Genomic DNA, 25,497 nt, shown 5'->3' with positions numbered 1-25,497 from the left:
CACGCAAGCACTTTTTTTGTACAAAATTCCGGGAAGGTTTGAGGACGCCTGGCGAGGAATGCCTGCCAGTCCACAGAAGCCGATAGAATCGTACTGTAGAAGGATTTCCCTGGAGGGATGCAAGTGCCACTCTATGAATATCGCTGCACCGCGTGCGGCTACAGTTTTGAAAAGATCCAGAAATTCAGCGCCGAGCCAGAGAAGGATTGCCCCAAATGCGGAGGCGAGTTGATCCGTCCGGTGACTGCCCCCGCGCTTCGCTTCGAGGGCGCCGGCTGGTACGTAAACGACTATGCAGGTAAGGGCGGATCGAAAACGGCAGAGGCAGCAAATGCCGCTGGTTCCGATGCAAAACCGAGTACAGAAACCAAGCCGGCAGCAGCGGAAAACACGACATCCGCAGCACCGGCAGCTCCGGCTGCGCCCGCGGCGGCTCCTGCCAGCACCACCCCGTCTTCCTCGACATAAGTCCTGTAGAATTGCCCATCTGAACCCTTTTCAAGGTAATCGCATCCATTGCCTGAACGCTGTTTTCTATTAACCAGACAATTACATTCACGGGTTGGCAGTTACCACTTAATAACTACTCAATCATGAATGTTGTGCCAGGCCAACAATTGAAAATGGCTGGAAGATAATCCAGGAAAGACGGGTAACTCAGATGCTTACAGTTCGTAAATCCAAGGATCGCGGCCATGCCAACCACGGCTGGCTTGACTCTAAATTCTCCTTCTCCTTCGCCGATTACTATGATCCGAAGTCGATGGGCTTTCGCGCCCTGCGAGTGATCAATGAAGATGTCATCTCGGGTGGCGGAGGTTTTGGCACGCACGGCCACAAGGAGATGGAAATCGTCACCTACGTGCTCGACGGTGGCGTGGCTCACCAGGATTCGCTCGGTTCGGGCAGCGTGATTGTGCCTGGGGAGTTGCAGCACATGTCGGCAGGAACGGGCATTCGCCACTCGGAGTACAACGCTTCAAAGACCGATCCGGCGCACATGCTGCAGATCTGGCTCCTGCCCAGCAAAGCCGGTGTTGCACCCGTCTACAGCCAGCAGAAGTTCCCTATCGATGCGGAGCACAATCTGCTGCATTTGCTGGTCTCTCCGGATGGACACGATGGCTCGCTGGCCTGGAACACGGACGCGGAGTTATATGCCACGAAGATAGACGCAAATGATCGCGTCGAACATGCATTCACGCGCAAGCATGGCTGGGTGCAGGTGGCGCGCGGTTCAGCTATTGTGAACGGCGAAGAGCTGTCGCAGGGCGACGGATTGGCGATTTCAGAGGAAGTCTCGGTCTCCATCGTTGCAGGACAGAGTGGCACGGAAGTGTTGTTCTTTGAATTGAGCTAACAGAAAACTGCGCTGATAGTAGAGTGTGGCTTTTCCTGGTGAAAAGCCACGCAATCAGCCGCTGCAGAGAATATATCGATAGGGAAAATACTCTAGTTCACTTCTGTCAGCTTGAGTTGGACTTCGTAGCGATCTGCCGAGGCCGGCAGAATCTCATCTACATCCACCCACTGCGTAGGATAGTTGCCGGTATAGCAGGCGGTGCAGTAGCCAGTTCCCTTCCCGTCATCGCAGCTATGCAACAGGCCATCCATCGAAAGATAAGCAAGGGTGTCCGCCTCGATAAACTGGCGAATCTCTTCGACCGATTTGTTAGCTGCAATCAGGTCGCGCTTGCTGGGCGTATCCACACCGTAGAAACAGGGCGAGATGGTTGGAGGACAGGTAATGCGAAGATGCACTTCCTTGGCTCCCGCGCCGCGCACCATGCGCACAATCTTACGGCTCGTCGTTCCGCGAATAATGGAATCGTCGATGAGCATGACGCGCTTGCCCTCAAGCAGATTGCGCACAGGATTGAGCTTGAGCTTGACGCCGAAATCACGCACACGCTGCTCCGGCTCAATGAAGGTACGCCCGACATAATGATTACGAATCAGGCCGAAGCGAAACGGCAGTCCGGCTTCCGCTGCATATCCAATGGCCGCGGTAACGCCAGAGTCAGGCACAGGAACAACGAGATCCGTTGGAACATGCGACTCACGCGCAAGCTGGCGACCCATCTCTTCGCGACTCTCCTGCACCCAGCGACCATAGATACGGCTGTCCGGGCGAGCGAAGTAGACATGCTCAAAGATGCAGCTCGTCTGCGGCGTGCCGGTTGAATACTGACGCGAAGTGACTCCGTCTGCTGAAACCATGACCAGTTCGCCGGGCTGTACATCACGCTCATACTCCGCACGCAGCAGGTCAAAGGCACAGGTCTCGGAAGCAAACACGATCGTATCCGGGCCATCGGCGTTCTTGATGCGGCCCATGGAAAGCGGACGAAAGCCGCGTGGATCGCGGGCAGCAAAGATGCGGTCACGCGTCATCATCACGATGGAGAATGCACCCTCAACCTGACCCAGCGAGTCGGCGATGGCATCCACCAGCGAAGTAGCCTTGGAGTGCGCGATGAGTTGAACAATGATTTCAGAATCGGAAGTGGTCTGAAAATATGCGCCTGCGCGCTCAAGCTTCGCACGCAGATTACCGAGGTTCACCAGGTTGCCATTATGCGCAATAGCGATAAGGCCCTTGGTCGAGTCCACGCGGATGGGCTGCGCATTGAGCAGCGCCGAGTCTCCGGTAGTGGAGTAGCGAGTATGGCCGATGGCCAGTTCGCCGGGCAGCTTGGCAAGCACGTCTTCCGTGAATATTTCGGAGATCAGGCCCATGCCCTTGATATTGGAGAGATTCTGTCCATTCGCCGTGGCGATGCCACCCGACTCCTGGCCGCGGTGCTGCAGGGCGTAGAGGCCTAGATAGACTTGCCGCGCTGCATCGGGATGTCCACAGACAGCCATGACGCCGCACTCTTCACGGAGCTTGTCGTCTTCATTGCTTTCCCGGCCGATTACAGCTTGATTGCCTGCAGAGGCTGCTTTGATTGCTTCAGACTGGTCAACTACGCCTTCAACACCCTGGTACAGGATGGTTTCTGCAGCGAGAGTGCTCACACCGTCACCTCTTCGTAGAGAGCAGATTCCAGAGCAGTGGCCCATGGTTTGCGGAGTTCAGAGATTGGACAATCAATTAAAACATCCAACTCAGTATTAGATGTCTCAGAAGAAATACTGATCTCAACTTTATCGGCCACTGTTTCGCCAATGAGCCAACAGGACAGTTCGGGGAAGTCGAAGACCAGTTCCTCAATCTTTTCCTTGTCCGCAGGCGAGCAGGTCAAAATTACCTGTGTAGCCTGTTCTCCAAAAAGTGCAAGCGCGGTTGGCGCTTCCGCTACCGGAATCACCCCGATGCTCGCTCCAATTGAGTTAGGCAAAGACGCCTGAACCAATGCTGTTGCAATGCCGCCATCCGAGATATCAGATGCCGAGTGAATCAAACCCTGCTCAGCCAGTTCACGCAGGCACTTGTGCAGTTGCCACTCTGCCTCGAGATTCAGATAGGTTGGTTCTCCCCAAAGCTCGCCGAGGACTTCCTTCGCATACTCTGAAGATCCAAATTCGGTCAGGGCAATTTCAGGAACGTTTGCGCCCATACCCTCGCCAATCAGCAGCACCAGATCGCCCGTCTTCTGGAAATGAGCAGGGACCGCCTTGGTCACATCGTCGAGAATCCCGACGATACCAATAACCGGGGTAGGATAAATTCCCTCGCCCTTTGTCTCGTTGTAGAGGGAAACATTGCCGCCCGTGATTGGCGTACCCAATGCAGTGCAGGCCTCTGCGATGCCGTCGATGGCAGCGGAAAGCTGAGCCATGATCTCCGGCTTTTGCGGGTTTCCAAAATTAAGACAGTTCGTTGCTGCTACCGGGACAGCTCCGGTACAGGCTACCTTGCGACAGGCCTCCGCCACGGCATGCATAGCGCCCAGCCTGGGGTCGAGATAAGCCCAGCGGCCATTGCCGTCGAGAGCCATCGCCAGACCACGTTCGTGGCCCGGTGTGCCTGTTCCCTTGATACGCATTACGCCAGCTTCGCCGCCTGGCCCCTGAACCGTGTTGGTCTGGACCATGGTGTCGTACTGCTCATGCACCCATCGCTTGCTGCAAATGTTTGAGCTGGCAAGCAGCTTCTTCAAATCGGCAGTGTAGTCGCGAGTCTTGGCCAGTTCACTGAGCGCTTCCTGCGACGGCTCCGAGGGTACAGGGGCCTTCCATGTACCAACGGGACGATGATAAAGCGGCGCATCGTCCGTCAGCGATTCGTTAGGAATATCGGCAACCAGCACGCCATGATGACGAATACGCAGCCGCGGCTCGGGCTTGACCGTACCAACGATGACCGCGTCCAGTCCCCACTTGCTGAATACATCCAGAACCTCATGCTCGCGGCCAGCCTCGGCTACAAGCAACATGCGTTCCTGACTTTCGGAAAGCATGATTTCGTAAGAATTCATGCCGGTCTCGCGCTGAGGAACGTTGTCGAGCTCGACATCCAGACCAACCCCGCCGCGAGCACCCATCTCGCAGGTGGAGCAGGTCAGACCAGCCGCACCCATATCCTGAATACCGACAATCGCACCGGTCTTCATCGCTTCAAGACAGGCCTCAAGCAGCAGCTTTTCCATGAACGGATCGCCGACCTGTACATTGGGCCGCTTCTCTTCCGTTCCTTCGTGAAACTCTTCCGAAGCCATCGTGGCGCCGTGAATGCCGTCACGGCCAGTCTTGGCTCCAACATAGATAACGGGATTGCCGATGCCGCTGGCCTTGCCATAGAAAATCTCGTCGATTTTGACCAGCCCGAGCGCAAAAGCATTCACCAGCGGGTTGCCGCTATAACAGGCCTCAAACTTTGTCTCGCCGCCAAGATTAGGCACACCAAAGCAATTGCCGTAGCTGGCCACACCGCTGACCACGCCCTCAACGATCGCATGATTCTTGCGGACAAGCTCCGGCTCTTCTGCCCCGGCTGTAATCGGGCCAAAACGGAGCGAATCCATAACCGCCAGGGGCCGCGCACCCATCGTAAAGATGTCTCGCAGAATGCCGCCGACACCGGTTGCGGCGCCTTGATGCGGCTCGATATAGCTGGGGTGATTGTGGCTCTCGATCTTGAAGGCGCAGGCCCAGCCGTCGCCAACATCAATGATGCCAGCATTTTCGCCCGGTCCCTGCACGACGCGCTCACTCTTGGTAGGCAGCCGCTTGAGGTGAACTTTAGAAGATTTGTAAGAGCAGTGCTCGCTCCACATGACCGAGTAAATACCCAACTCGGTGAGGGAAGGAACACGGCCCAGCGCAGATTGGATGCGCGCATACTCATCAGGAGTGATGCTGTGCCGTACCAGCAGCTCCGGAGTAACGATTGTCGGCTCAGGAATCTGAGACGAATCCGCTTCAGGCGTGTGCCCAGGGGAAGAAGACGTTGTCATCACGGTCACGTCTTATTGTCGCATGGCTGTAACGTTAAAAACACGCATTCGCTCCGTTTTGCCTGTATCCCAAACCAAGCGATGAACTCGACACGAAGCTGGCCTGACAGGCATTTCGTGTGCGATACTTTTGTCTGGCCCACCCCAAGCCGGGATGGCGGAACTGGCAGACGCAGCGGACTCAAAATCCGCCGAGGGCAACCTCGTGGGGGTTCGACCCCCCCTCCCGGCACCAAGATAAGCTTCACAAAATGAATAGTTTACAAAGACAAAAGCCTCTCAGTCCGAGAGGCTTTTTCATGCTCAAAATCGGCTGGTGTCACTTCTGGTGTCACTTTGTTCCAAGCTTCAAATTGCGATTCTCCGTTTGCTATTGTCGACTTATGGAGGTGCAGGCCGGTGCCCAGACGAATTGAGAAGCGAGAACGCGGAGTCTATGAGAAAGAACCAGGTTCTGACATCTGGTGGATTCGGTATAAAGTCGACGGCACGTTACACCGTGAGAAAGTTGGTCGGCGTGGAGATGCCATCAAGCTCTACAAAGTTCGCAAGACCGACGCTCTCCGAGGTGTCAAACTTCCGGTCAACCTCAAACAAAGAGGAATCCGTTTCCGCGTAATCGGGGACGAGGCTGTGGCCTGGTATGAAAATCACGGACAGAAGGACCTCCGCACATTCAAGCTAAGGATGGACATGATCCTCAGAGACTTCGCCGATCGACTCGTCGAAGAGATCAAGCCATCCGATATCGACACATGGCTCGGGAGTCACGATTGGGCACCGGCAACGAAGAATCGGTACAAGAGCGTCTTCAGCAAGGCGTTCAAGTTGGCACTTGCGGACGGCAAGGTCAGTGGCAATCCCGCTCGTCTAGTGGAGCAGCGTCCCGAGAAGAATGGTCGGAAGCGCTTTCTGTCAGTCGAGGAGGAGAAGAAACTGCGGGAAGCTATCGAGAAGCGTTGCCCTCATCACATGCCCGAACTGGACATCGCTCTTCACACCGGAATGAGAAAGGGCGAGCAATACAGCTTGGAGTGGCCGCAAGTATCCTTCCGCCGTAAACGCATTCTTCTCGAAGAAACGAAGAACGGAAGCAGTCGCGAAGTTCCGATGAACAGGAGCTGCATCGCAGCAATGGAGTTGTTGCACCAAAGGCGAGAGCACGATGGCCGAGTCTGTCAGTCGAAGTACAGCAAGGACCTTAACGATTCTCGCGCATGGTTCGATCGTTGCATTCAGGACGCGAAGATTTCAAACTTCACTTGGCACTGCCTACGACACACGTTCATCAGCCGATTAGTGATGGCCGGAGTGGATTTGAGGACTGTGCAAGAGCTTGCCGGCCACAAGACTATCTCAATGACTGTGCGCTATGCTCATCTCGCTCCCGAGCACAATCAAGCTGCGATTGAGAAGCTTGATCCAGTTGTGTAATCAAGCGCTCGGCTCTACTAGTGAACGTAAACCAATCTGCATCTGAGAACTTCGTTTCGTCGATACCGACATGGGCGGCTTCTTCGGAACATCACCAACTCTCAATTGCGCGGAGCGCAGGTGTTCGGGGTGATCTTCTCTTGCAAACCGCCGCAGAGCCCCTGCGGGAATCAAGATCTTCCCACCAACCTTCCTACAGGTAAGACGTCCCGTAGTGATGAGATAATCGACCGACCGAACGCTTAAGCTCAGCGCTTCTGCAGCGTCGCGGCGGGAGTACAGCAGCTTCTCGACGGTGTTTTCCATTCAGCCCCCAGACGAGCTTTCCTATCACCTTCCTACCGGAGCGATGAATTGTCCAATACTTCTAGGAGATGAGGCCATCTGTTTTGCTTATGGGGTATTTGTCAAAGCGATAGTTGACCTTTTGGTTGGCGATGATTGACAATTTTATTCCCGGCATGTCTGCGTGCCTTCCTCGCTCATAGCCGGTAAGCGGTAGTCCGCACCGACGAGCATCGGAGGTCCGCATGAGCATCGACGATCATCTCGAATTCCGTCTTCTCAAATATTTTGTAGCCGTTGTGGAGGTCGGTACTTTCACGGCGGCAGCCGCGCGTCTTCATGTTGCGCAATCTGCCGTCAGCACGCAGATTCGGGCGCTTGAGGACATTCTGAATGTCCAACTCTTCGACCGCGAACACAGCAACACTCTGACCACAGAAGGCCGACTCATGTATCGTTATGCGAAGTCGAGCCTGAAGACACGCACACGATTCATCCAAACGTTACAAGCCATCCATTCGGCAACTCTTCAGCCGTTACGACTGGGCTTCTCTCCCTTCGTTCAAAAGGGTTTGCTGCACTCTGTTTCAGCGGTCTATAAAGAGGTGCTGCCCGATTGTGAGATGGCTCCTGAGAGCGGCGATACCGGTCAGGTTATAGAACGCATTCGGAATAGCAAACTCGACACGGCAATCATCACTTTGCCGGTTGTTGGAGATGATCTGGAGGTACACGTTCTCGAACGCGAACCCCTGGTGGTCTGCATGAGGAACACAGATCCTCTTGTGGACTACGAGGCTGTGCCTCCATCATCCCTCAATAACAAGATCAGCATCTTTACCTATCAAAAACATCATCCGGCTGCCTATGACCGACTCTTGGAAATGTTCGCTGAGATTGGGATTACGACACGTCCCTGCGAACCGACGCAGAACATTGAGCACGTTCAATGGATGGTGAGAGAAGGCCACTGCTATTCGCTCATGCGAGCCAGACGCACGCTGATGAATGGACTCGTAACCAGACCGATTGCAGGCGTGGATTGGACCATCGACACAGCGCTTGTCGTGCGGGCAGACAATGAGAATCCAGCGCTGTACTTGTTCATGGAAGAGTTGCTGAATCACTTCCGGCAATCCACGCAGATACCCGAGAAGAAGCCAGTCGCGTCGATTCGTGTTCGGACACAGGGGCGGAAGACATCCGCCGAGAAAGACGGCGATCAGATAGACCTCTTTGCGGTCGTGGATAAACGCAAATAGCGTCCCCATCTCGAAAAGAGATGGGCTTATAACAAACAAGTATTGGACGAGTAGAAACCATCGACACTAAGCTCCGGCATATTCCCGACTGAGACCAGTCGATGGAGGTGCCGATGTCTTCAGTATGCAGTGTTGTTAATCCCCGCAGTACAGCCCACTCTCATTGCTCGTCTCGCAGGCGGCGAGTGCAGCTCATTTCCCGAAAACTACTTCACGCAGCGCGTGTGATGGGGCCGACACTTGTCGCGCTCACGTTCGCAGGCGTTGCTCATGCCCAGGGAACGATGGACTTCTCTGGGGCGCAAACGCTTATGACAACCTTCAAAACTTTTGCCATCTATGCTGGCGCGATCATCTGCTTCGGCGGCTTGATTTTCGCTGGAATTCGCATGATGAGCGGGAGATTTCAGGATGCGATCCCAGGACTCTTCGGTGCGCTGTTCGGTGCCGGAGTGCTCGGCTGGGGAGCGGGCTGGATAGGCAGTTTAACAGGTCAATCGATGTAGGAGGTGCATCGATGACGAAGCGGGGAGAACCGTTACCGATCAATGGCGCACTGAACAGACCCAGGACCAAATTAGGTCTCGAACTGTCAGCGTGGATGTCCATTGTGTTCGTCACGGTAACGGTTTTCCTTGCCGGTTTCAAATGGCTCGCCATCTTCACCTTTCCCGCACTGATGATCGGCGCATGGCTGGTCGTTCGCAAACACCCTAAGATGTTTCAACTGTGGGCGTTGAGCCTGAAACAGAAGAGCTACTATGACCCTCGCAAATAACGCACCGTGGTTTACCAAAGCAGGAGCCGCGAGCGGCATCATGCCCCTCTCGCACTTCGTTGGCCCTCATATCTTCGCGCTCAAGGGTGGAGGCTACGGGTGCCTGTTCAGTCTGGACGGCATCGACCCTGAGAGCCGTACTGATGAGGATCTTGATGTGCGCGTGCGCGGCGTGGAGGCCGCCTTGCGCGGACTACCGCAGGACTCGTGCCTCTATCAATACACCCGCGTACTAGCTGGTTTCGATCTACCCCGGCAGGCGCAATATGCGGACCCGGTTACTGCATCCTTCGCAAAAGATAGGATCGAGTTTCTTGAAAAGACAGCCCGATTTCGCCGAATCGACCTGCATTGGTGTCTGACCATCGAGCCTGACGCTGGCCGTCTATTCAGCCAAAAGCCGAAGGAACATAAAGGCTCCACCGACCGCCAGCTCTTCGAGTTGGAAAAAGCCGCGACCATCCTCGAAGCGCACATGAGCGATTCCATCGGCCTGAAGCTGCTCGACAAAAGGCAGACGTTCCAATTTTTCAGCTACTTGTTCAATCTGGAGGAGTGGGCGTCGGAAGCCCATCTACGTTCCGATGCCGGGGTTGACCGGCAGCTCGTCACCGCCCCGGTCGAGTGGCATAGCGACTACCTCCGCATCGGACGCCGCTATGTGCAGATGTTTCCTCTTATCAATACGCCGGAGATTTCCCGTCCATGCCTGTTCACGAACCTGATGGACCTTGATTGCAATAGTGTCCTCTGTTCCGTCTGGAGACCCCGGCCCGACAGCGCCACCCGGAAAGAGGTAACAAATCAAGAGAAGTTTCTGGAGTTTTTCAAGCTATCTCCCTTCCAACGCCTGATGAGCGGCAGGAACACGGCACCACTTGAAACCACAGCAACCGCCAAAGCCGTCGCGGGCAACGTAGAGAGCCTGACGGAAGTGGTCTCATCGCTCGACAAACTGGCCCAGGGCGACTATGCCTTGCGGTTACTGCTGTCTGCCAGCACCGCCGCGGAGCTGCGTTCCGCTATACCCAGCGTCCATCGCCTGTTTGTGGATGCGAGGGCTCCCATCATCGAGGAGACCTATGGCAATCTCTCTGCGTTCTATGCGATGTTCCCCGGCAACAGGCAGTTCAACGTTTATCCCTTGTGGCTGCGTGAGGATCATCACGCCCGGCTGTCCTCTGTGTTCGCGCCGCACATCGGGCACATACATTCCGAGGACTTGGATGCGGAGTACCTGAATATCTTCGAGACACGGACGCGGACGCCTTACTTTCAGGATGCCTATGTGAATGGTGTGCGGGTGCAGCTCATCATCGGTCCTACGGGCACGGGCAAAAGTGTTCACGCGAACCAGATGTTAAGCCTTGAGCAGAAGTACGGCGGCTTCACCTTCATCTTCGACATCGGGGGCAGCTACGAGAGCGTCGTCGAGTTGTATGGTGGCCGGATAGATCGCGTTGGCAAAGATGGGCCGCGCATCAATCCATTCGCGCTTGAGCCGACCGAGACCAACATCGCCTTTCTTCATTCGTTCGTCAAGTTACTCCTCACGAACTCAGGCGCGACCATCGGTCCCGAGGACGATGACGAGGTTTTCAAATCCGTAAGGGGTATCTATAACCTGCCGCAAGCCATGCGGCGGCTTGGGAACCTTACGCTTCCCAAACACCTCGACCGCTACATGGCGAAGTGGAAGGACCAGGGCGTCTATCATGCCATCTTCGATAACGCCGAGGACAGCCTTACCATGTCGAGGCTCCAATGCTTCGACTTTCAGGGAGTGAACAACAAGCAGTATGCCGACCTAATTGAACCTCTCATGGTCTGGATTCTGCGCCGCATCGACGAGATTGTCTACGACAAGAAGAACCTTGGCGTCCCCAAGCATGTGTTGATCGAAGAGATTTTCTCGAACATGAAGAATAAGCAGCTCCTCGAAGGTGCCTTGGCTTCGATCAAGACGGTACGGAAGAACCTCGGCGGCGTCACCATGATCGGCCAGTCCGCAAACGACCTCGGTGAAAACGCCGACTCGATTGTGAACTCCTGCACGTCGTTTCTATTTCTTCCCGATGCGACGTTCAACCGAAAGTTCTATGGCGAGTTATTCAAGCTGAGTGACGAGCAGCTAGACCTCTTCGAGAGTCTGCGGCCACGCGAGGGGCTATATGTAAGGCGCGATGGAATCACGAAGGTTGTCACTCTTAACCTCGACTCCCGCAGTTACGCCAAGTTTTCGACCAAGCCGAAGGACAAGGTTCGACGTTCCAGGCTGGTCGAGATGTATGGACTCCATGAAGGCATCGAGCGTTTCGCCCAGGGCGAGACGGCATAGCAGCACCCCACTCTCAAACCACGGAAAGAGGATCATCCATGAAGCCACGCCTGTTCTTGCCCATAGCCGCCGCAGCCATCAGCACGGCGGGCTTCGCTCAGACACCGCATCTCCAGCCCAGCGCACCTCGATCCCTCGTCATCACCGACTCTGCACCTCCACCTGTGGTCCGCGTCGGCCTGCTCCAATCGACGCTGTTTGAGCTGTCCACAGGGGAGAAGGTTGTAACCGTATTCGGCGGCGATACGAACAGTTGGATATTTGACGCAGGCCATGTGGCCTCCCGGTACGTGTCCATCAAACCAAAGATCGCCGATGAGACGACCGACGTTCACATCGTCTCCGATCACGGCAACGAGTACACGATCGAGTTGCGTGAGATTTCAAGCGACAAGGGCGATCCGCATTTCGACTCAAAGATTTACATCTCGTCGAGCGATGCCAAGGCCGCGGACAACATCGCAAAGGCGCCGACGTTTATCCCGGCAGCGGAGGCAGAGGCGAAGGAGGCGCAGCTTAAGAAAGAGGCCGACGACGCGAAGAAGGCTGCGGAGGCAGACCACAAGGCGGTTGCCTCCGCAGCCGAGACCTTCAAAGCCAGCTATCCCGGCACACTGCACTTTGACTACACCTGGGATCAGAAAAAGGGCGCGGCGCTTGGCATTCAGCAGATTTGGCGCGATGACAAGTTCACCTATCTGCGTGGGCAATTTCAGGAGACCCCGGCTCTGTATGAGGTGAAAGACAAGAAGCCCTCTCTCATCAACTTCGACTACAACAACGGACTGTACACCGTGCCAAAGGAGTTGGAGAACGGCTATCTCGCTATCGGCAAGCAGAAGGTTGAGTTCCATCGCACAGGGGAAAGGAACTAACCATGCCGGAAACAAATCAGAATCCTCCTGCAACCGTCCCTGAGCAACCGGAGGCGTCCGCGCCGATCAATAAGACGCGCCCGCTCCTCATCCTGCTTTTCATCATTCTGCTGGTCTTCGTGATCTCAAGTGTCGTGACGGCCACCAAGAAGACCGCACCGCTCAAGAGCCAGTTGACGGCGAGACCCGCTACGGCCAATCCACAACAGGTCAATTCGTTCGAGACGCAACAGGAGCAAGTCGCCAAGAAGGATCAGGAAGTGCAGCGGCAACAAGCGGCGACGGCTGCCTTGCTTGCGGCGATCCAAGGAGCTGATACACCCGGCCCCGAAGCATCGGGTGCTCCCCCGATGACGCCCGCGCAGAGAGCTGCCCTGTATGGCCCCGGCAATCCAAACGCACCGCAGGCAACGTCGCAGATGTCCGAACGGCAGGCCGAGGCAAAACAAGCCCAACTAGCACGGGAGAAGCAACGCCAGGACGCCATCAACAGCGATACCGTCGCAGTGGACTTCTCACAAGTTGAAACTGCATCAACGTCAGCGCACCCCGGTGCGGCGTCCGCGCCGATCGCTGGCGAGGATCACCATACCGCCAAGCCTGCTACGGATACCCCGGAGAAGCCAGAGCCGAAAGACGCTGCCATCGACAAATACGACTTCGACAGCTACGACGGCAAGCTGTACCGGATCTTCGAGGGCAGTGTCTTTGAGGGAGTCGTGACCAACCATATCGACGGCGGCCTCGCCGGTCCTATCCTCATCATGCTTACGACGGACTACTACTCGCACGACCACCAGCAACTCTTGCTGCCACAGGGTACGCGGCTAATTGGAAGCGTGCAGGCCGTCAACTCCAGTCAGGCTCGCAAGATGGTTGTCTCTTTCCACCGTGCAATATGCCCGGATGGATTCTCCGTCGATCTCGACAAGTTCGCCGGCCTTGATCCATTAGGTACGACAGGGCTTGCCACGAAGGTAGACAACCGCTATTTCCAGACGTTCGCCGTCGCTGCCGCGATTGGCGGGTTAGGAGGTCTCGCACAGATCGGAAATAACAACATCCTTGATCCCTCGGCTCAGATTCGCAACGGTGTCACGTCCCAGACCAGTGAAGAGGGGGAGCAGATTCTCAACCACTTTCTCAACCGCCTTCCGATCATCACGCTCAAGGAAGGCTCTCGCGCACGGGTCTACATAGGCCGTGACGTTCTCATTCCTTCCTACGCAGAGCATCGCGTCGAACCCGCAATGTAATTTCAGGAGCTACTCATGCAGCTAAGTCTCAGCAAACTTCGCATAGGAGCGTTCGTCTCTGCGCTCCTCTTCCTCACCGCGTTGCCCAGTCAGGCACAGTTCGGATCGGGCATAGTCTTCGACCCTACCCAATCAGCCCACGCCCTCCAACAGATCGAGCAGAACATCCAGAACAGCGTGACATGGCAGCAGCAACTCGCCAATACGATTCAGTTGCTCGCAACTGCGGACAAGGACTACCAGCAGGCCATCACCACCTACAACATGCTCTCCAACAACCTGAAAAACTTCAGCAGCAAATCCATCTGGCAAACCATCCAGTCGCAGCTCACGATGGCGAGCTTCGCCAATCAATACGGCGAGACAACCGGGTTGCAGTCGGCGATGAACGGTCAGGCACCCGGCACCGGGAGCATGGTCTGGAAGCTGATGAACCTCGGACTCAACTCAACCTCATCTTCATTTCTAAGCAGCCAGGTACTCGGAACCAGCCACGCTCTCGCAACGCTCACGCGCATGGAAGCGATGGACGGCGTATCGAGTCAATGCCTTAACTCTGTTGGGGATTACAACTGGCAACGAAACAATAATCTACAGCCCCAAGGGTCGCTTACCCAATCACAGTTTGATACCAGTTCCTTTACCTCTACCGAACTCGAACAGCTCAACCTCGTCAATATCGGCAACGCTCACCATCTGAACGAGACGCAGGCGCAGGGCGCACTCCATGCGTGCCAGGCGGCTCAGGCCGCCGTGCAGAACATGGCCCAGCGCACCGCCGCTGCGGATGAGATCAACAACGCCGCCTTGGTGCAGCAGCAACGGGCGACCTTCTCCTCCGCGCCTGCAAACAGCTCCGGCACCTGGCAGACCTACCTTCCATAACGAGGAGGCACCATGCAACAAGCACTCAGGACGAAGCTCCTGGTCGGGATTCTGGCCGCCGTAGCTGCTCTTGGCGTCCTTATCGCCCATCAGCTTCGCACCAGCCACCAGACCGCCGTAGACGTACACAAGCTCGCGGACGAACGAGAGAAGGCGGCGCAGATCGACCGTGACGACAAAGCAGCCGTCCAGAAAATCCGCGAACGCAGCGCCCAGAAATCGGCCACTGCGCCCAAACAGTAACCGCAGCATCAACTCACTTCCACACAAGGGAGTACCCACACAATGATTCTTCATCCTATGGCCTCCCTTGCTTTTTTCCTGCAAGCCGGTCCCGGTGTCGATTGGCTCTATCAGTTCACCAACAATCTGACCAATCTCACGACCGCGAACGGCGATGCGCTCTCGTCCATCGGCATGACGCTCTTAGCCTTCGTCAGCCTCATCAAACTTGTCCGCATGGTCGCCCACTGGAACATCTCGACCATGACGATCAGCCTCAGCGCCCAGCCGGTTCGCATCGGCGACCTCGTGGAGTTTTTGATGCAGCTCATCATCTGCCTGCTCATCATCAACTATTGGGTGACGCCGATCCCAGGCGCGAGCTTCGGGTTCAATCACCTGTTCTCCTACTTCGCGCAGGTCATCGTTGCCGCGCTCGACCAAAATTCGCTCACGCAACTGCAAAATGCCCTGAGTACGGCCCTGAATGGCACCCCGCAACCCAGCTACCTTGCCCCGCTGGAGATCGGAACCTATCTCCTCGTCTACATCGTCGTTGGCTTGGCTGGTGCGGTTCTGTTTCTGGTCAACTGCTCTTCGTTCATCTTCTACGGGGTGTCGGCCCTCTTTGGCCCGCTCTTCGTTCCGCTTCTGATGAGCCGGACATTTCGCGGTAAGTTCTACAACTTCGTCGATGTTCTCTTGAGTTTTGCGATGATTCGCGCCGTGGCTTCCGCGTTCATCTTCGTGTGGTCGGGATTCCTCATCACCTTCCTCCAGCAAACCTTCAACGGCGATTACTCGCTCCCCATGTGGATTGCCAACTTCTACGGGGTTATCGCCGTATTCATCGCCTTCGTCCTTAACATGGCGATGGTTCCAACCATCACGCAGACTTTGTTTGGCGGCGGCTCTGGTGCCGCTGGAAGAGTCATGCAGGTAGCCGAGGCACTACTCATGCGGGCGGCAGCAGTGGCGGCGGCTGCCTGATGCTCGCCCTCCTTTACGCCTATCTCTGCGTCCCTCGCCGCCTTCGGTTCATCTTTCGGTGGCTCGCCGCCTGTCTATTTCTCGCCGTCCTGGTGCTGGTGCTCATACTCTTCTGCCGCATCCTCGGGACGCTGCCAAAGCATCACGGATGGATTCTCCATCCCCGGCCACATCAACCGCTGTCGCCGGACTTCATCTGTGACCACGCGCACCAGCCCTATCGCCCCAAGGAGATGCTGTGATGTCCGAAACCCTTACGCCCAAGCAGGTGTTCCTCACCGATGAGATTGCCCATGAAAAATACGTCGGCTTCTATGCCGAACGCAGACTGAGCCGAATGGTCATCACGACCGAAAGCCTGCTTCTTCTCGCTTCGTTTGTAGTGATCGTTTCGCTCGCCGACCGGCCTGTTCAGAATCGCTACATCCGCATTGAAGACATTGGCCGCGCCCAAGCCATCCAGTACAGCGACCTCAACTACAGCCCGCGAGAGGGTGAGGTGCGGACCTACCTCACCGATTGGGCCAACTATCGCTACACCATCAACCGGGAGACCATCGCGAAGAAGTACCCGATGAACTACTACTTTCTGTCCACCCAGCTCGCCAATCAGTACATGGGCGAGGACAACGCGGCGCATCTGGTCTCGCAAGTGCTCGCCAATCAGATCGAGCAGAGTGATGTTGAAGTAGATGGAGTCACCATCACCTCCATGTCGCAGGAGACCTTCAAAGGCGCGACGATTGCACGCGGCACGGCGCTCGTCAACATCACCAAGATATATTCCCCGCGTAACTCCAGACAGCCGCGTAAAGAGCATTGGGTACTCTCTGTGACCTACTACATTAACCCGGCGCAAGTGAGTCTCGCCGCGCAGACCTTTCCACAGTTCGAGACCATCAATCCGCTCGGTCTCACCATCACTGAGTTCCACGAAAACAGGTTGTCGGTCGAGCCGATTGATCCTGCGGCCCCTCAACAGACGACAGCGCCCCCAATAGTGCCCGGAGCACCGGCCAGCGGAAGCCCGGCAGAGGCCGTCCGATGAGCTGGGATCTGGTACTCGGTTTCTTCCCCGAAGAGATGCAGAGGCTTATCCTCGACAACACCATCTCCGACCTGATGGTTAATGGAACGACGGGGGTGTTTGCCGATCGCAATGGGATGGTAGAACACATCCCTCTTGCCTCTGCACTGACGACTGACACGCTCCTCGCGGCGACCCAACAGATCGCCCGGAAGCTCGGCCAGAACCTCTCCGATCAGAACCCGATTCTCAACACCCGGCTCCCCGACGGTTCGCGCGTTGCCGTCGTGGGACCGCCCGCATCGGTCAACGGCATCACCATGACCATCCGAAAGTTCAACCGCTGGTATACGTCCGAGGAATTGATTGCATCGGGCAGCTTGCCGGAGGAGGTTCGGGATACCGTAGTGCAACTGGTTGGAGAGAGAAAGAACGGCATCATCAGCGGCGGGACAAGCAGCGGTAAGACCACCTTGATGAAAGCCTTGCTCGACCACGTTCCATTGCGTGAACGGTTGATCGTCATTGAGCAACCAGCAGAGCTAAAGGTCGCACATCCCAACGCTATCCGTTGGGAAGCGGTCGAAGCGATCCCCGGCCAGGTTGCCATCACGATGAGTCAACTCGTATCCGCAGCGCTGCGTCACCGTCCCGACCGCATCGTCATGGGTGAGATACGCGACGAGTGCGGCTACGACCTCTTGCAAGCCATGAACACAGGCCACGGCGGAACGCTCTCGACGATCCACGCGAAGAGCGCGTGGGACGCCTTGAATCGCCTCTCCGATTTGGCCCTGAGTGCCAGGCCCAATCTCAATCACGCCTTCGTGCGTTCGGAGACGGCAGAAGCCATCGACTTCGTGCTGTATTGCGAACGCGATCACACTGGCAAACGCCGCGTCCGTGAACTGATTCACGTCACCGGATACAACCACGCCGAACAGTCCTTCGAGACCGAAGACATCTATCGTGCTTCGGCTGGTGTCGCTTGAAAGGAGCAGCAACGATGAGCACAGAACAAAGGGCAGCTCTCGAACGTCTGGTTTCGATTGCACAAAGCGATACCGGGCAGGCACGGCGAGTCGCTGATTTTCTACTGGCATGGTGGAACGCTGGCAGTTGCGGCGGCTTTGACCTTACGAACCTGTGGGGCGTTGACGACTCGATTGCCGATGACATGGTAATCGTCTTCGGCTACATCTCTCGTACCAATGCTTATCCCGACACTCTCGGCTTCAATGCTGAGTTCCAGTCCATCGTGCGCGGCTGGCGGCCAGAGATTGCGGATTGAACCGAACGCTATTGGAGCGATGCAATGGATATTCTTGGCCTCAACGTGACGAACAAGCCCTCAAGCAGACGATGTGCATTTGAGCGTAGCCGCGCCGAACAGAAGACACGCGAATCAGGTTGCGATATGCGGCTCTTTGCCGGAGGTCTGGACGGGGAAAGTGAATCTGGATTGCAGGCATACGTCATCGGCGGGAAGCGGATGAGTTCATTGTTCAGCCGTGTGTCTCCAACTACGAATCCCGCTTCTGTACTCGGTCACTGCTTCGGGGGCAAACCGACGCCCGGCGGCACGGCGGGTTCTGCTTTTTCTGGACTCCTCCCCCAAGCTGGAATGCGCTTTGGTCCCCGCTCCAGAAAATGCACCCTTGGCACTTGGGAGTCGGCCCCACTCGCTAGGCTTCGCCAGGTGTGACCCGAGCAAGATCGGGAATTCAAAAACGGAGACACATCATGTATCAGAACAAAGCAATCCTCATGGGCTTCATCGGCAACGACGCAGAAGTTCGCACCGGCAAGAACGACCAGAAGTTCACCACGTTCTCCCTCGCTACCAAGTCCTCTTACAAGAACAAAGAGTCCGGCGAGTACGTCTCGCATACCGAATGGCATCGCTGCATCGTCTTCGGCAAGTTCGGTGAGTTCGCGGCCACGCTCACCAAGGGCGCACACGTCCAGGTTGAGGGTGAGATTCGCCACACCGAGTACACGCCCAAGAAGGCCAAGAAGCCGGTACGCTCCGACAGCGTGCGGGTCACTTCCATCCTCAAACTCGACCGGGCGGAGAAGGCCGCCCCGGAAGACCTCGACAATGAGCCGGAGCCGTCGGACGACATCCCCTTCTAGGGGTTGTCGTAACCGCGATGGAAGCCCTGCCAGTGCCGGACTTCCATCGCTTTTCTTTCTGAGGTGCAACGATGAACCAAACCGCCGCTAACTTCCTCACCCGTTCCTTCGCTATGGACGACACCATTGCTCTCCTGCTCCGCAGGGACAACGCCGAACGTCCAGCCCAGCGGATCGTTCGACTGGAACAGGCGCTTGCGCCGACGTATCTCCGTTGGCTCGCCCACGAAAACCACGGTGGCGCAAACGTCTATGTCGCTGCCAATCCGCTTCACTACGGCAGCCGCAAGCGCACCAAAGAGAGCATCGCATCCGTTCGCCATCTATATATAGACATCGATACGGACGGAGATGTCCGCCTCGCTGCGCTCCTGGCGTCGGATGCAGTGCCCACGCCGACCGTGATCCTGTGCACGTCACCCGGCAAGTATCAGGTGCTTTGGCGTGTCGATGGTTTCGACTTTGCGCGTCAGGAGCAGACCCTCAAGCTGCTCGCCATCGCCTTTGGTGGCGATCCCGCTTGCACCGACTGCAACCGGGTACTTCGCATCCCCGGTTTCCTCAATCGCAAGTATTCTCCCGCGCATCTTGTCACGGTCGAGTTTCCCTGCGATTCCGTCTGGACTCCTGCCGACTTCCGGCTTGATGCTGCGGCGGTCGATGCCATGCTCTTCGACCCTGCCATCCCGCCCCGGAAGCAGCCTGGAAAGCACAGCAATTCGGAGAACGATTGGGCTTGGGTTTCCCATGAGCTTGCCCACGGCAAAGATGCCGTGAAGCTCACGCGGGAGCTGGCATCACGCCGCTCCGATAAGCCCAACCCGCTTTACTACGCGCAGCGCACAGTCGATATTGCATCGGCCCGCCTCTGGCTCATCGAAGGCATCCGCATTGACGACGTGATTACGATGCTCGAATCCCGTCGTCGCTTTGAGCTTCCCGCTTCACTTTGTTCCGCTCGTGCGCGGGAGATTGCCACCACCGCGCAACGCATGATTGTCCGCAAGATGTCCGCCTGATTCATCACCCAAAGGAGAACGTAATGCCCCTACTAGAAGTCGTCCAAACCCGCCACCTCAGCGCCTCGATTCGGCTGACCGATACGACCGCTACACAGGTCGATCAGTACGCCGCTTTCATCCACGCTTCCGCCGATGAAGTGGTCGAGCAGGCGCTTGCTTATGTCTTTTCCAAAGACCGCGACTTTCAGGAGTTCCTGAAGTCGCCGAACGCGCAACGCATCACGCCCACCTTGCGCGTCCGTAGAGCAGCGACCAATGATGCAGCGGAACCGCCTGCGAAGAAGCCTGCAATCGGGGTGCAGTCCTCCGTGCAAACCCCGGCAGTTGTGGCGGGATCGAAGGCATGATCCTCCATCGGAATCCGTGGCAGGACCACAGCGGCGCTTTGCGCCGGAAGAAGATTGACACTCCACCCCTCGTAGGGAGCTGCTGAGTTTCCCAAGAAACTCGGGAGTTACCCGCTGACTTCATTCGAGATAGCACGGTTTCGGAAACTCAAGAGTTTCCGACCGATAGACAGAAATGGTGATCGCTATGACGTTGCTTTCAACTGAATCTCGGCAGCCGCACCGCAAGGTGAGAGGGCGGGAGAAACGCAACATGACGCTCAACACCAAACTTACAGAACTGGAGTTTGCTGAAGTCGAACGATTCTGCGAGTCGCGCAACGCGGGCTTTGGCGAGTGGGTGCGCGAGGTTGTCTTACGCGAGGTGCGCGAATCAGAAAACCGGACGGGAACAGCGCCACTCTTCGGCGAGATCACTGGACTCCGTCTGCTCCTAATCAACACGCTGGAGCCACTGTTGCGGGGCGAAAAGATGACGCCGGAGCAGTTCAAAGAAATGCTCCGGTACGTGAAAACTAACAAGCGGAAAGCGGCGGCGGACATGCTCGCCAGCTACGCAGAAGGGACTACGGAACAGCCATGACCGACACACAATGGGGACGAAAAGAAACCATCGTCCGCCCTCCCCACTATCCCGTTTACAGCTTTGGAGCCGTCTTCGTTTCACTCGTCGTCGCCGGCCTCTGCATGTATCTCCACCTTGCCTTTGCCATGACGCCGCTGCAACGCTATTACCTCTCCTGCTATCTCGAAACAGGCGTCCTCAGCACGATGCGTCAGACAAGCGATTATCAGCTCGTCACCGTAGCTGACCGCCAACATCATACCCGTCCTGTCATCGAGGCCGACGTGCAACCAGGCTCCACGCCGCAGCCGATCGGCAAACCGATTCCTCTCGCGCTCTCGGAATCAGCCCGTGCGTCGGGGGTTGTTCTCCTGTACCGGGGAGCAAGCGTCAGCTACCAGAATCGACCGCTTCATGCGTATCTGCGTCTCTTCGTTTATGAAGGTAATAGCTTTCTTGAAATCTTCCGAGCGCCACTGTGGTCCGGGTTGGCAGCCTTTCTTTTCCAGCTCCCATTCGCCGTGCGGAAGGACGTGCAACGGCTTAAGGAGATGAAGTATGGCCGCCTGCTGAAAGGGCCGGTGCTGGTATCGCCGAAGGGATTTAACCGGGCCATCAAAGGCGATGGCGTCGGCTTCCAAACCACCGAATCGAAAGACCTCATGCGTATTCCCCAGCGGGCCGAAGGCCAGCACATCGAGCTGATGGGCGATACCGGCACAGGCAAAACGAGGCTCATCATGCAGCTCCTTGTCCAGATCAGAGAAAGGGGCCACTCTGCCATCGTGTACGACCCCGCGTGCGAGTTCGTACAGCGATTCTACGACCCGAGTACAGACACCATCCTGAATCCTCTGGATGCTCGCTGCCCTTATTGGGGGCCATCCGAGGAGTTGCGCCGCCGTGCCGAGGCCAAAGCCATCGCCGCGTCACTCTATCAGCCGACCACGGACAAGAAGGGCGAGTTTTTCACCGAAACCCCGCAGAAGATTTTTGCCCACCTGCTGACGTTCGGGCCGAGTCCGCAGGAGTTGGTCGAGTGGATGGCGAACCCCGATGAGATCGACCGTCGCGTGCAGAACACAGAGATGGCGATGATGATTGCGAAGGGCGCGCAGCAACAACGGAACGGCGTCCTCGCCTCGCTTGGATTGATTGCGGACAGCCTGCGAATGCTGCCGAAGAAGGAGACCGCCGAGAGCCATTGGAGCGCCACCGAATGGGCAGAGCATCGTAAAGGATGGATCTTTATTACGTCCAAGCCCAGCGAGCGCGAAGCGCTGCGACCGCTACACAGCTTATGGATCGACTTGCTCGTATTGCGTCTCCTGAATGAGCCAAAGCAGAGCCAGCATCCCGTGTGGTTTGTGCTGGACGAGCTGGCGAGCTTGCAGCGGCTACCGCAACTCCATACCGCTATCACGGAGAACCGGAAGTCAAAGAATCCGCTGGTCCTCGGCTTTCAGGGCAAGGCCCAGCTTGAGATGATCTACGGACATCTGGCCGAGGTTATGCTGTCACAGCCGACGACCAAGATTTTCCTGCGAACCACGGAGCCGAAGGCCGCCGAATGGGTGTCGAACGCCATCGGCAAAATCGAGATCGAGCGGCTGCGGGAGACGCACTCCACCGGATTGCGGGCAGGCAACAATTTCACGGTAGAGCGCCAGGTCGAACCGCTGGTCCTCGATTCCGAAGTCTCCGGCCTCCCTGACAAACACGCCTTCCTCAAGTTGGGAAACCATGTTGCCCGCTTCTCCTTCGAGTACCGGAATATCCCTGCCACCCAGCCTGCTTTCGTGCCGCGCCCGTTGGAGGACGACGAGCTGACGTTCGAGCCGAAGACCCTGACGAAGAAGCCGTCGAAGTCTGCGGACATGGCGACTCCCAGCGTTGACGATGCCAGCGAAGATGAACCGATAGAAACGGGATTCTCTCTGGGCGACTGACCATGCTAACCATATCCAAACCACTATCGGCATCGCAGGCGCAGACGTATCACACCAAAGAGTTCACGTCGCCGGAACAGAACTATTGGAAGGATAACGACCGAACACAGGGCGAGTGGCATGGCAGACTGGCGGAAAGGTTCGGTCTCGCCGGAGGCGTTCACGAAGAACACTTCGCGTTGCTGGCGAACGGCCAGCATCCCCTCACCGCCGAACAGCTCGTCATCCATCGCCCGGTTCACGAATACACCGGGGCGGATGGGAAATCTGTCGCCCCCGTGGAGCATCGCGCCGGGTGGGACGCTACTTTCTCAGCGCCCAAATCCGTATCGCTCACCGCACTGGTAGGCGGAGATCACCGTGTCCGCGAAGCGCACGGCCAAGCCGTCAACGTCGCCCTGAGTGAACTGGAGCGATACACCCAGGCGCGCATCAGCGGCAATCGTCCGGCCGAGACGACTGGTGAATTTGTCGCCGCCAAATTTGAACATGATACCGCCCGTCCGGTGGATGGCTACGCCGCGCCGCAGCTCCATACCCATGCCGTCATCTTTAATGTGACCGAGCGCAGCGACGGCAGCACCCGCGCCCTTCAGCCCCAGGGATTATTCGACAGCCAGCAGTTTGCGACCGCCGTGTATCAATCGGAATTGACCTACCGGCTGCGTGGCCTCGGTTATGAAATTGAACCGGGGCGCAGTGGCGCACCAGAGATCAAAGGCTACTCGCAGGAGTACCTAGACGCTTCCAGCCCGCGCAGCCAGCAGATACGCGAGCATCTGGAAAAGACCGGCTATCAGGGGCCGGAGGCCGCGCAGATCGCCGCGCACTCCACCCGTGACCGCAAGGAAATTCACTCGCCCGCCGACGTACTGGCCGCCCATCGGCAGATCGCCGCCGAGTTCGGCAACCAGGCCGACGGAGTTGTCACGGAAGCGCGGAGGCGTGGCCAGGAATACGCGCCCGAACATGACCGGGAGAGTTCGCAACAGGTTGCACGGCAGGCTGTCACCTATGCCCGCGATCGCAGCTTTGAACGCGAGGCCGTCACCGACGAACGCGACCTCTACCGCGATGCGTTGCGGCGCGGCATGAGTGAAACAACGTACTCGGAAGTTCGCGCCGGGTTTGAGGCCCGCATTGCCGCAGGGGAGTTCCAGCTTGTGCCAGGACAAAAGCACGACTCCGGCCGGAGCTTCACGACCGCAGAGACGATCCGCGCCGAGAGAGAAATCCTACGCAAGATGCAGCAGGGGCAGGGTCGCGCCGAGCAGATCATGTCCATACAAGCTGCCGTCGCCCATACCCAAAAGCAGCAGCATTTGAACGTCGGACAGCGGGCCGCCGCCGAGGATATTCTGACCTCACGCGATGTCGTGCAAGGGCTGGAGGGACGGGCTGGTGTCGGAAAGACGACCCTGTTGAAATCGGTTCGTGAAGCAGCCGAAAAACGCGGCTATGTCGTCGAAGGTTTCGCCCCGACATCCCGCGCCGCCAACCAGCTCCGCGACGCTGGCATCTCTGCCGACACCCTACAGGGTTTCCTTGCCCGTACCCGCCAGCCAAGCTCCGACGGTCACCTTTACTTGGTCGATGAATCCAGTCTCGCCAGTACGAAACAGGTGCGTGACTTCCTCGCCAAACTCGAATCCAACGACCGCGTGTTGCTCATCGGGGACACCCGCCAGCATCAGGGCGTCGAAGCGGGCAAACCTTTCGAGCAGTTGGTCAATGCCGGGATGAAGACCACCCAGCTTGACCAGATCGTGCGTCAACGAGATGCCCCGGAACTGCTTAAAGCGGTCGAGCATCTGTCGCGTGGCGAAGTCGCCGAGGGCATCGCCCTGTTGGAACAACAGGGGCGCGTTACGGAGATTGCCGATGCACAGCAGCGTATCGCGGCGATTGCGCGGAGCTACGCTGCCAACCCGGATAACACCATCGTCGTCTCGCCCGACAACGCCTCGCGCCGTCAGATCAATCAGGCCGTGCGTTCCGAATTGCAAGCTCACGGCACGGTCGCTTCGGAGGATCACGCAATGCGTGTCCTTGCTCCCCGTTCCGACATGACCGGCGCCGACAGGACCTGGGCCGCTCGCTATGCCGTGAATGACGTACTCCACTACCCGCGCGGCAGTCAGGACATCGGCATTGAAAAGCAAAGCTATACGAAGGTCATTGCTACCCAACCCAAACACAACCTGCTAACCGTTCAAAAAGAGGACGGAAAAACTGTCACCTACAATCCCGCGAGGTTATACGGCGTGACCGTCTACCGTGAGCTGGAACGGGAGTTTGCCGTGGGCGACCGTCTAAGTTTCACTGCCCCGTCCAAAGAGTTAGGTGTTGCCAACCGCGACCTCGGAACGGTGCAGCGCATCGACAAAGACGGCCATCTCTCCGTGAAGATGGACAACGGTAAATCCGTCAGTTTCGACGCCAACCAAATGCGGCACTTCGACCACGGCTACGCTGTCACCAGCCACAGTTCCCAGGGACTTACCGCAGACCGGGTATTGGTGAACATCGACAGCAAGGTTCATCCAAACCTCGTCAACGACAGGTTTGCATATGTTTCTATTTCTCGCGCCGCATACGATGCCCAACTGTATACGGACTCCGCTGCTTCGCTTGCGTCGAATCTAAGCCATGTCGTTACCAAATCTTCATCTCTCTCAGTCGAGCAAATGGTTGCAGCAGGCCCATCCCTCTAACCTGATTTCT

The 25,497-nt window shown here is 57.0% G+C and carries 25 protein-coding genes and 1 tRNA gene; 23 read left to right on the top strand and 3 right to left on the bottom strand.

Features of this window, described 5'->3' with window-relative positions:
- Positions 1-117 precede the first annotated feature (117 nt).
- Complete coding sequence (locus OHL19_RS15740; protein ID WP_263358673.1) at positions 118-468, top strand: FmdB family zinc ribbon protein; 351 nt, start codon at positions 118-120, stop codon at positions 466-468.
- A gap of 193 nt (positions 469-661) precedes the next feature.
- Entirely contained in the window at positions 662-1,360 is a 699-nt protein-coding gene (locus OHL19_RS15735; RefSeq protein ID WP_263358672.1) for a pirin family protein, read from the top strand.
- 92 nt (positions 1,361-1,452) lie between these two features.
- On the opposite strand, the gene purF is transcribed toward OHL19_RS15735, so the two are convergent.
- Complete coding sequence (gene purF / locus OHL19_RS15730) at positions 1,453-2,868, bottom strand: amidophosphoribosyltransferase (RefSeq protein ID WP_263358942.1); 1,416 nt, start codon at positions 2,866-2,868, stop codon at positions 1,453-1,455.
- Between the two features lie 149 nt (positions 2,869-3,017).
- The gene (gene purL / locus OHL19_RS15725) at positions 3,018-5,402 is read right to left on the bottom strand and encodes a phosphoribosylformylglycinamidine synthase subunit PurL (RefSeq protein ID WP_263358671.1); all 2,385 of its coding nucleotides are present in this window, start codon (positions 5,400-5,402) and stop codon (positions 3,018-3,020) included.
- Positions 5,403-5,550: 148 nt separating this feature from the next.
- Here purL and OHL19_RS15720 point away from each other — a divergent pair.
- Together OHL19_RS15720 and OHL19_RS15715 are read left to right on the top strand one after the other, a co-directional pair.
- Positions 5,551-5,637: transfer RNA gene (locus OHL19_RS15720), tRNA-Leu, on the top strand.
- 164 nt (positions 5,638-5,801) lie between these two features.
- Entirely contained in the window at positions 5,802-6,836 is a 1,035-nt protein-coding gene (locus OHL19_RS15715) for a tyrosine-type recombinase/integrase (protein WP_263358670.1), read from the top strand.
- Here OHL19_RS15715 and OHL19_RS23145 read toward each other — a convergent pair whose 3' ends face one another.
- Complete coding sequence (locus tag OHL19_RS23145) at positions 6,837-7,142, bottom strand: helix-turn-helix domain-containing protein (RefSeq protein ID WP_396126786.1); 306 nt, start codon at positions 7,140-7,142, stop codon at positions 6,837-6,839.
- Positions 7,143-7,366: 224 nt separating this feature from the next.
- On the opposite strand from OHL19_RS23145, the gene OHL19_RS15710 reads away from it, so the two are divergent.
- The 19 genes from OHL19_RS15710 to mobF all read left to right on the top strand — a co-directional run bounded on the left by OHL19_RS15710 (position 7,367) and on the right by mobF (position 25,487).
- Positions 7,367-8,383 carry a LysR family transcriptional regulator gene (locus OHL19_RS15710; RefSeq protein ID WP_263358669.1) on the top strand — a complete coding sequence of 339 codons (1,017 nt, stop codon included), beginning with the start codon at positions 7,367-7,369 and terminating at the stop codon, positions 8,381-8,383.
- Positions 8,384-8,496: 113 nt separating this feature from the next.
- Positions 8,497-8,889: a hypothetical protein gene (locus OHL19_RS15705; protein WP_263358668.1), complete on the top strand. Its 393-nt coding sequence runs from the start codon at positions 8,497-8,499 to the stop codon at positions 8,887-8,889.
- Positions 8,890-8,900: 11 nt separating this feature from the next.
- Positions 8,901-9,161 carry a VirB3 family type IV secretion system protein gene (locus tag OHL19_RS15700; RefSeq protein ID WP_263358667.1) on the top strand — a complete coding sequence of 87 codons (261 nt, stop codon included), beginning with the start codon at positions 8,901-8,903 and terminating at the stop codon, positions 9,159-9,161.
- On the top strand, positions 9,145-11,499 hold the full coding sequence (locus OHL19_RS15695; protein ID WP_263358666.1) for a VirB4 family type IV secretion system protein: 2,355 nt from the start codon (positions 9,145-9,147) through the stop codon (positions 11,497-11,499). The genes OHL19_RS15700 and OHL19_RS15695 overlap by 17 nt, the downstream gene beginning before the upstream one ends.
- Positions 11,500-11,537: 38 nt before the next feature.
- Complete coding sequence (locus OHL19_RS15690; RefSeq protein ID WP_263358665.1) at positions 11,538-12,374, top strand: TrbG/VirB9 family P-type conjugative transfer protein; 837 nt, start codon at positions 11,538-11,540, stop codon at positions 12,372-12,374.
- A 2-nt stretch (positions 12,375-12,376) separates the two neighbouring features.
- Complete coding sequence (locus tag OHL19_RS15685; RefSeq protein ID WP_263358664.1) at positions 12,377-13,630, top strand: TrbI/VirB10 family protein; 1,254 nt, start codon at positions 12,377-12,379, stop codon at positions 13,628-13,630.
- 15 nt (positions 13,631-13,645) lie between these two features.
- Positions 13,646-14,515, top strand: coding sequence for a hypothetical protein (locus OHL19_RS15680; RefSeq protein ID WP_263358663.1), 870 nt, complete (start codon positions 13,646-13,648; stop codon positions 14,513-14,515).
- Positions 14,516-14,527: 12 nt separating this feature from the next.
- Entirely contained in the window at positions 14,528-14,758 is a 231-nt protein-coding gene (locus OHL19_RS15675) for a hypothetical protein (protein WP_263358662.1), read from the top strand.
- A gap of 42 nt (positions 14,759-14,800) precedes the next feature.
- Positions 14,801-15,727, top strand: coding sequence for a type IV secretion system protein (locus OHL19_RS15670; RefSeq protein WP_263358661.1), 927 nt, complete (start codon positions 14,801-14,803; stop codon positions 15,725-15,727).
- Positions 15,727-15,969 (top strand): hypothetical protein, encoded by a 243-nt coding sequence (locus tag OHL19_RS15665; protein WP_263358660.1) that lies wholly within the window; start codon positions 15,727-15,729, stop codon positions 15,967-15,969. The genes OHL19_RS15670 and OHL19_RS15665 overlap by 1 nt, the downstream gene beginning before the upstream one ends.
- Positions 15,969-16,775, top strand: coding sequence for a VirB8/TrbF family protein (locus tag OHL19_RS15660; RefSeq protein ID WP_263358659.1), 807 nt, complete (start codon positions 15,969-15,971; stop codon positions 16,773-16,775). Before OHL19_RS15665 ends, OHL19_RS15660 begins: the two co-directional genes overlap by 1 nt.
- Positions 16,772-17,746 (top strand): CpaF family protein, encoded by a 975-nt coding sequence (locus OHL19_RS15655; RefSeq protein WP_263358658.1) that lies wholly within the window; start codon positions 16,772-16,774, stop codon positions 17,744-17,746. The genes OHL19_RS15660 and OHL19_RS15655 overlap by 4 nt, the downstream gene beginning before the upstream one ends.
- A gap of 14 nt (positions 17,747-17,760) precedes the next feature.
- Positions 17,761-18,045, top strand: a complete 285-nt coding sequence (locus OHL19_RS15650) for a DUF7673 family protein (protein WP_263358657.1) — start codon at positions 17,761-17,763, stop codon at positions 18,043-18,045.
- A gap of 452 nt (positions 18,046-18,497) precedes the next feature.
- Positions 18,498-18,890, top strand: a complete 393-nt coding sequence (locus tag OHL19_RS15645) for a single-stranded DNA-binding protein (protein ID WP_263358656.1) — start codon at positions 18,498-18,500, stop codon at positions 18,888-18,890.
- 71 nt (positions 18,891-18,961) lie between these two features.
- Positions 18,962-19,909 carry a RepB family DNA primase gene (locus OHL19_RS15640; RefSeq protein WP_263358655.1) on the top strand — a complete coding sequence of 316 codons (948 nt, stop codon included), beginning with the start codon at positions 18,962-18,964 and terminating at the stop codon, positions 19,907-19,909.
- A gap of 23 nt (positions 19,910-19,932) precedes the next feature.
- Positions 19,933-20,259: a hypothetical protein gene (locus tag OHL19_RS15635; protein WP_263358654.1), complete on the top strand. Its 327-nt coding sequence runs from the start codon at positions 19,933-19,935 to the stop codon at positions 20,257-20,259.
- Positions 20,260-20,512: 253 nt separating this feature from the next.
- Positions 20,513-20,842 carry a hypothetical protein gene (locus OHL19_RS15630; protein ID WP_263358653.1) on the top strand — a complete coding sequence of 110 codons (330 nt, stop codon included), beginning with the start codon at positions 20,513-20,515 and terminating at the stop codon, positions 20,840-20,842.
- Positions 20,839-22,773: a type IV secretion system DNA-binding domain-containing protein gene (locus OHL19_RS15625; RefSeq protein ID WP_263358652.1), complete on the top strand. Its 1,935-nt coding sequence runs from the start codon at positions 20,839-20,841 to the stop codon at positions 22,771-22,773. The genes OHL19_RS15630 and OHL19_RS15625 overlap by 4 nt, the downstream gene beginning before the upstream one ends.
- 2 nt (positions 22,774-22,775) lie before the next feature.
- On the top strand, positions 22,776-25,487 hold the full coding sequence (gene mobF / locus OHL19_RS15620) for a MobF family relaxase (RefSeq protein ID WP_263358651.1): 2,712 nt from the start codon (positions 22,776-22,778) through the stop codon (positions 25,485-25,487).
- Positions 25,488-25,497 lie beyond the last annotated feature (10 nt).

It is taken from the genome of Acidicapsa ligni (assembly GCF_025685655.1).
GTDB classification, from domain to species: domain Bacteria; phylum Acidobacteriota; class Terriglobia; order Terriglobales; family Acidobacteriaceae; genus Acidicapsa; species Acidicapsa ligni.
Note: the sequence above shows the minus strand (reverse complement) of the source record. Positions and strands in the feature narration are given on the sequence as shown.

What these genes read in the sequence shown, in the direction of transcription:
- OHL19_RS15740 (WP_263358673.1), top strand. Translation starts at nt 118, where the DNA reads ATGCAAGTGCCACTCTATGAATATCGCTGCACCGCGTGCGGCTACAGT.
- OHL19_RS15735 (WP_263358672.1), top strand. Translation starts at nt 662, where the DNA reads ATGCTTACAGTTCGTAAATCCAAGGATCGCGGCCATGCCAACCACGGC.
- purF (WP_263358942.1), bottom strand. Translation starts at nt 2,868, where the DNA reads ATGGCTGTCTGTGGACATCCCGATGCAGCGCGGCAAGTCTATCTAGGC.
- purL (WP_263358671.1), bottom strand. Translation starts at nt 5,402, where the DNA reads ATGACAACGTCTTCTTCCCCTGGGCACACGCCTGAAGCGGATTCGTCT.
- OHL19_RS23145 (WP_396126786.1), bottom strand. Translation starts at nt 7,142, where the DNA reads ATGGAAAACACCGTCGAGAAGCTGCTGTACTCCCGCCGCGACGCTGCA.
- OHL19_RS15710 (WP_263358669.1), top strand. Translation starts at nt 7,367, where the DNA reads ATGAGCATCGACGATCATCTCGAATTCCGTCTTCTCAAATATTTTGTA.
- OHL19_RS15705 (WP_263358668.1), top strand. Translation starts at nt 8,497, where the DNA reads ATGTCTTCAGTATGCAGTGTTGTTAATCCCCGCAGTACAGCCCACTCT.
- OHL19_RS15700 (WP_263358667.1), top strand. Translation starts at nt 8,901, where the DNA reads ATGACGAAGCGGGGAGAACCGTTACCGATCAATGGCGCACTGAACAGA.
- OHL19_RS15695 (WP_263358666.1), top strand. Translation starts at nt 9,145, where the DNA reads ATGACCCTCGCAAATAACGCACCGTGGTTTACCAAAGCAGGAGCCGCG.
- OHL19_RS15690 (WP_263358665.1), top strand. Translation starts at nt 11,538, where the DNA reads ATGAAGCCACGCCTGTTCTTGCCCATAGCCGCCGCAGCCATCAGCACG.
- OHL19_RS15685 (WP_263358664.1), top strand. Translation starts at nt 12,377, where the DNA reads ATGCCGGAAACAAATCAGAATCCTCCTGCAACCGTCCCTGAGCAACCG.
- OHL19_RS15680 (WP_263358663.1), top strand. Translation starts at nt 13,646, where the DNA reads ATGCAGCTAAGTCTCAGCAAACTTCGCATAGGAGCGTTCGTCTCTGCG.
- OHL19_RS15675 (WP_263358662.1), top strand. Translation starts at nt 14,528, where the DNA reads ATGCAACAAGCACTCAGGACGAAGCTCCTGGTCGGGATTCTGGCCGCC.
- OHL19_RS15670 (WP_263358661.1), top strand. Translation starts at nt 14,801, where the DNA reads ATGATTCTTCATCCTATGGCCTCCCTTGCTTTTTTCCTGCAAGCCGGT.
- OHL19_RS15665 (WP_263358660.1), top strand. Translation starts at nt 15,727, where the DNA reads ATGCTCGCCCTCCTTTACGCCTATCTCTGCGTCCCTCGCCGCCTTCGG.
- OHL19_RS15660 (WP_263358659.1), top strand. Translation starts at nt 15,969, where the DNA reads ATGTCCGAAACCCTTACGCCCAAGCAGGTGTTCCTCACCGATGAGATT.
- OHL19_RS15655 (WP_263358658.1), top strand. Translation starts at nt 16,772, where the DNA reads ATGAGCTGGGATCTGGTACTCGGTTTCTTCCCCGAAGAGATGCAGAGG.
- OHL19_RS15650 (WP_263358657.1), top strand. Translation starts at nt 17,761, where the DNA reads ATGAGCACAGAACAAAGGGCAGCTCTCGAACGTCTGGTTTCGATTGCA.
- OHL19_RS15645 (WP_263358656.1), top strand. Translation starts at nt 18,498, where the DNA reads ATGTATCAGAACAAAGCAATCCTCATGGGCTTCATCGGCAACGACGCA.
- OHL19_RS15640 (WP_263358655.1), top strand. Translation starts at nt 18,962, where the DNA reads ATGAACCAAACCGCCGCTAACTTCCTCACCCGTTCCTTCGCTATGGAC.
- OHL19_RS15635 (WP_263358654.1), top strand. Translation starts at nt 19,933, where the DNA reads ATGCCCCTACTAGAAGTCGTCCAAACCCGCCACCTCAGCGCCTCGATT.
- OHL19_RS15630 (WP_263358653.1), top strand. Translation starts at nt 20,513, where the DNA reads ATGACGCTCAACACCAAACTTACAGAACTGGAGTTTGCTGAAGTCGAA.
- OHL19_RS15625 (WP_263358652.1), top strand. Translation starts at nt 20,839, where the DNA reads ATGACCGACACACAATGGGGACGAAAAGAAACCATCGTCCGCCCTCCC.
- mobF (WP_263358651.1), top strand. Translation starts at nt 22,776, where the DNA reads ATGCTAACCATATCCAAACCACTATCGGCATCGCAGGCGCAGACGTAT.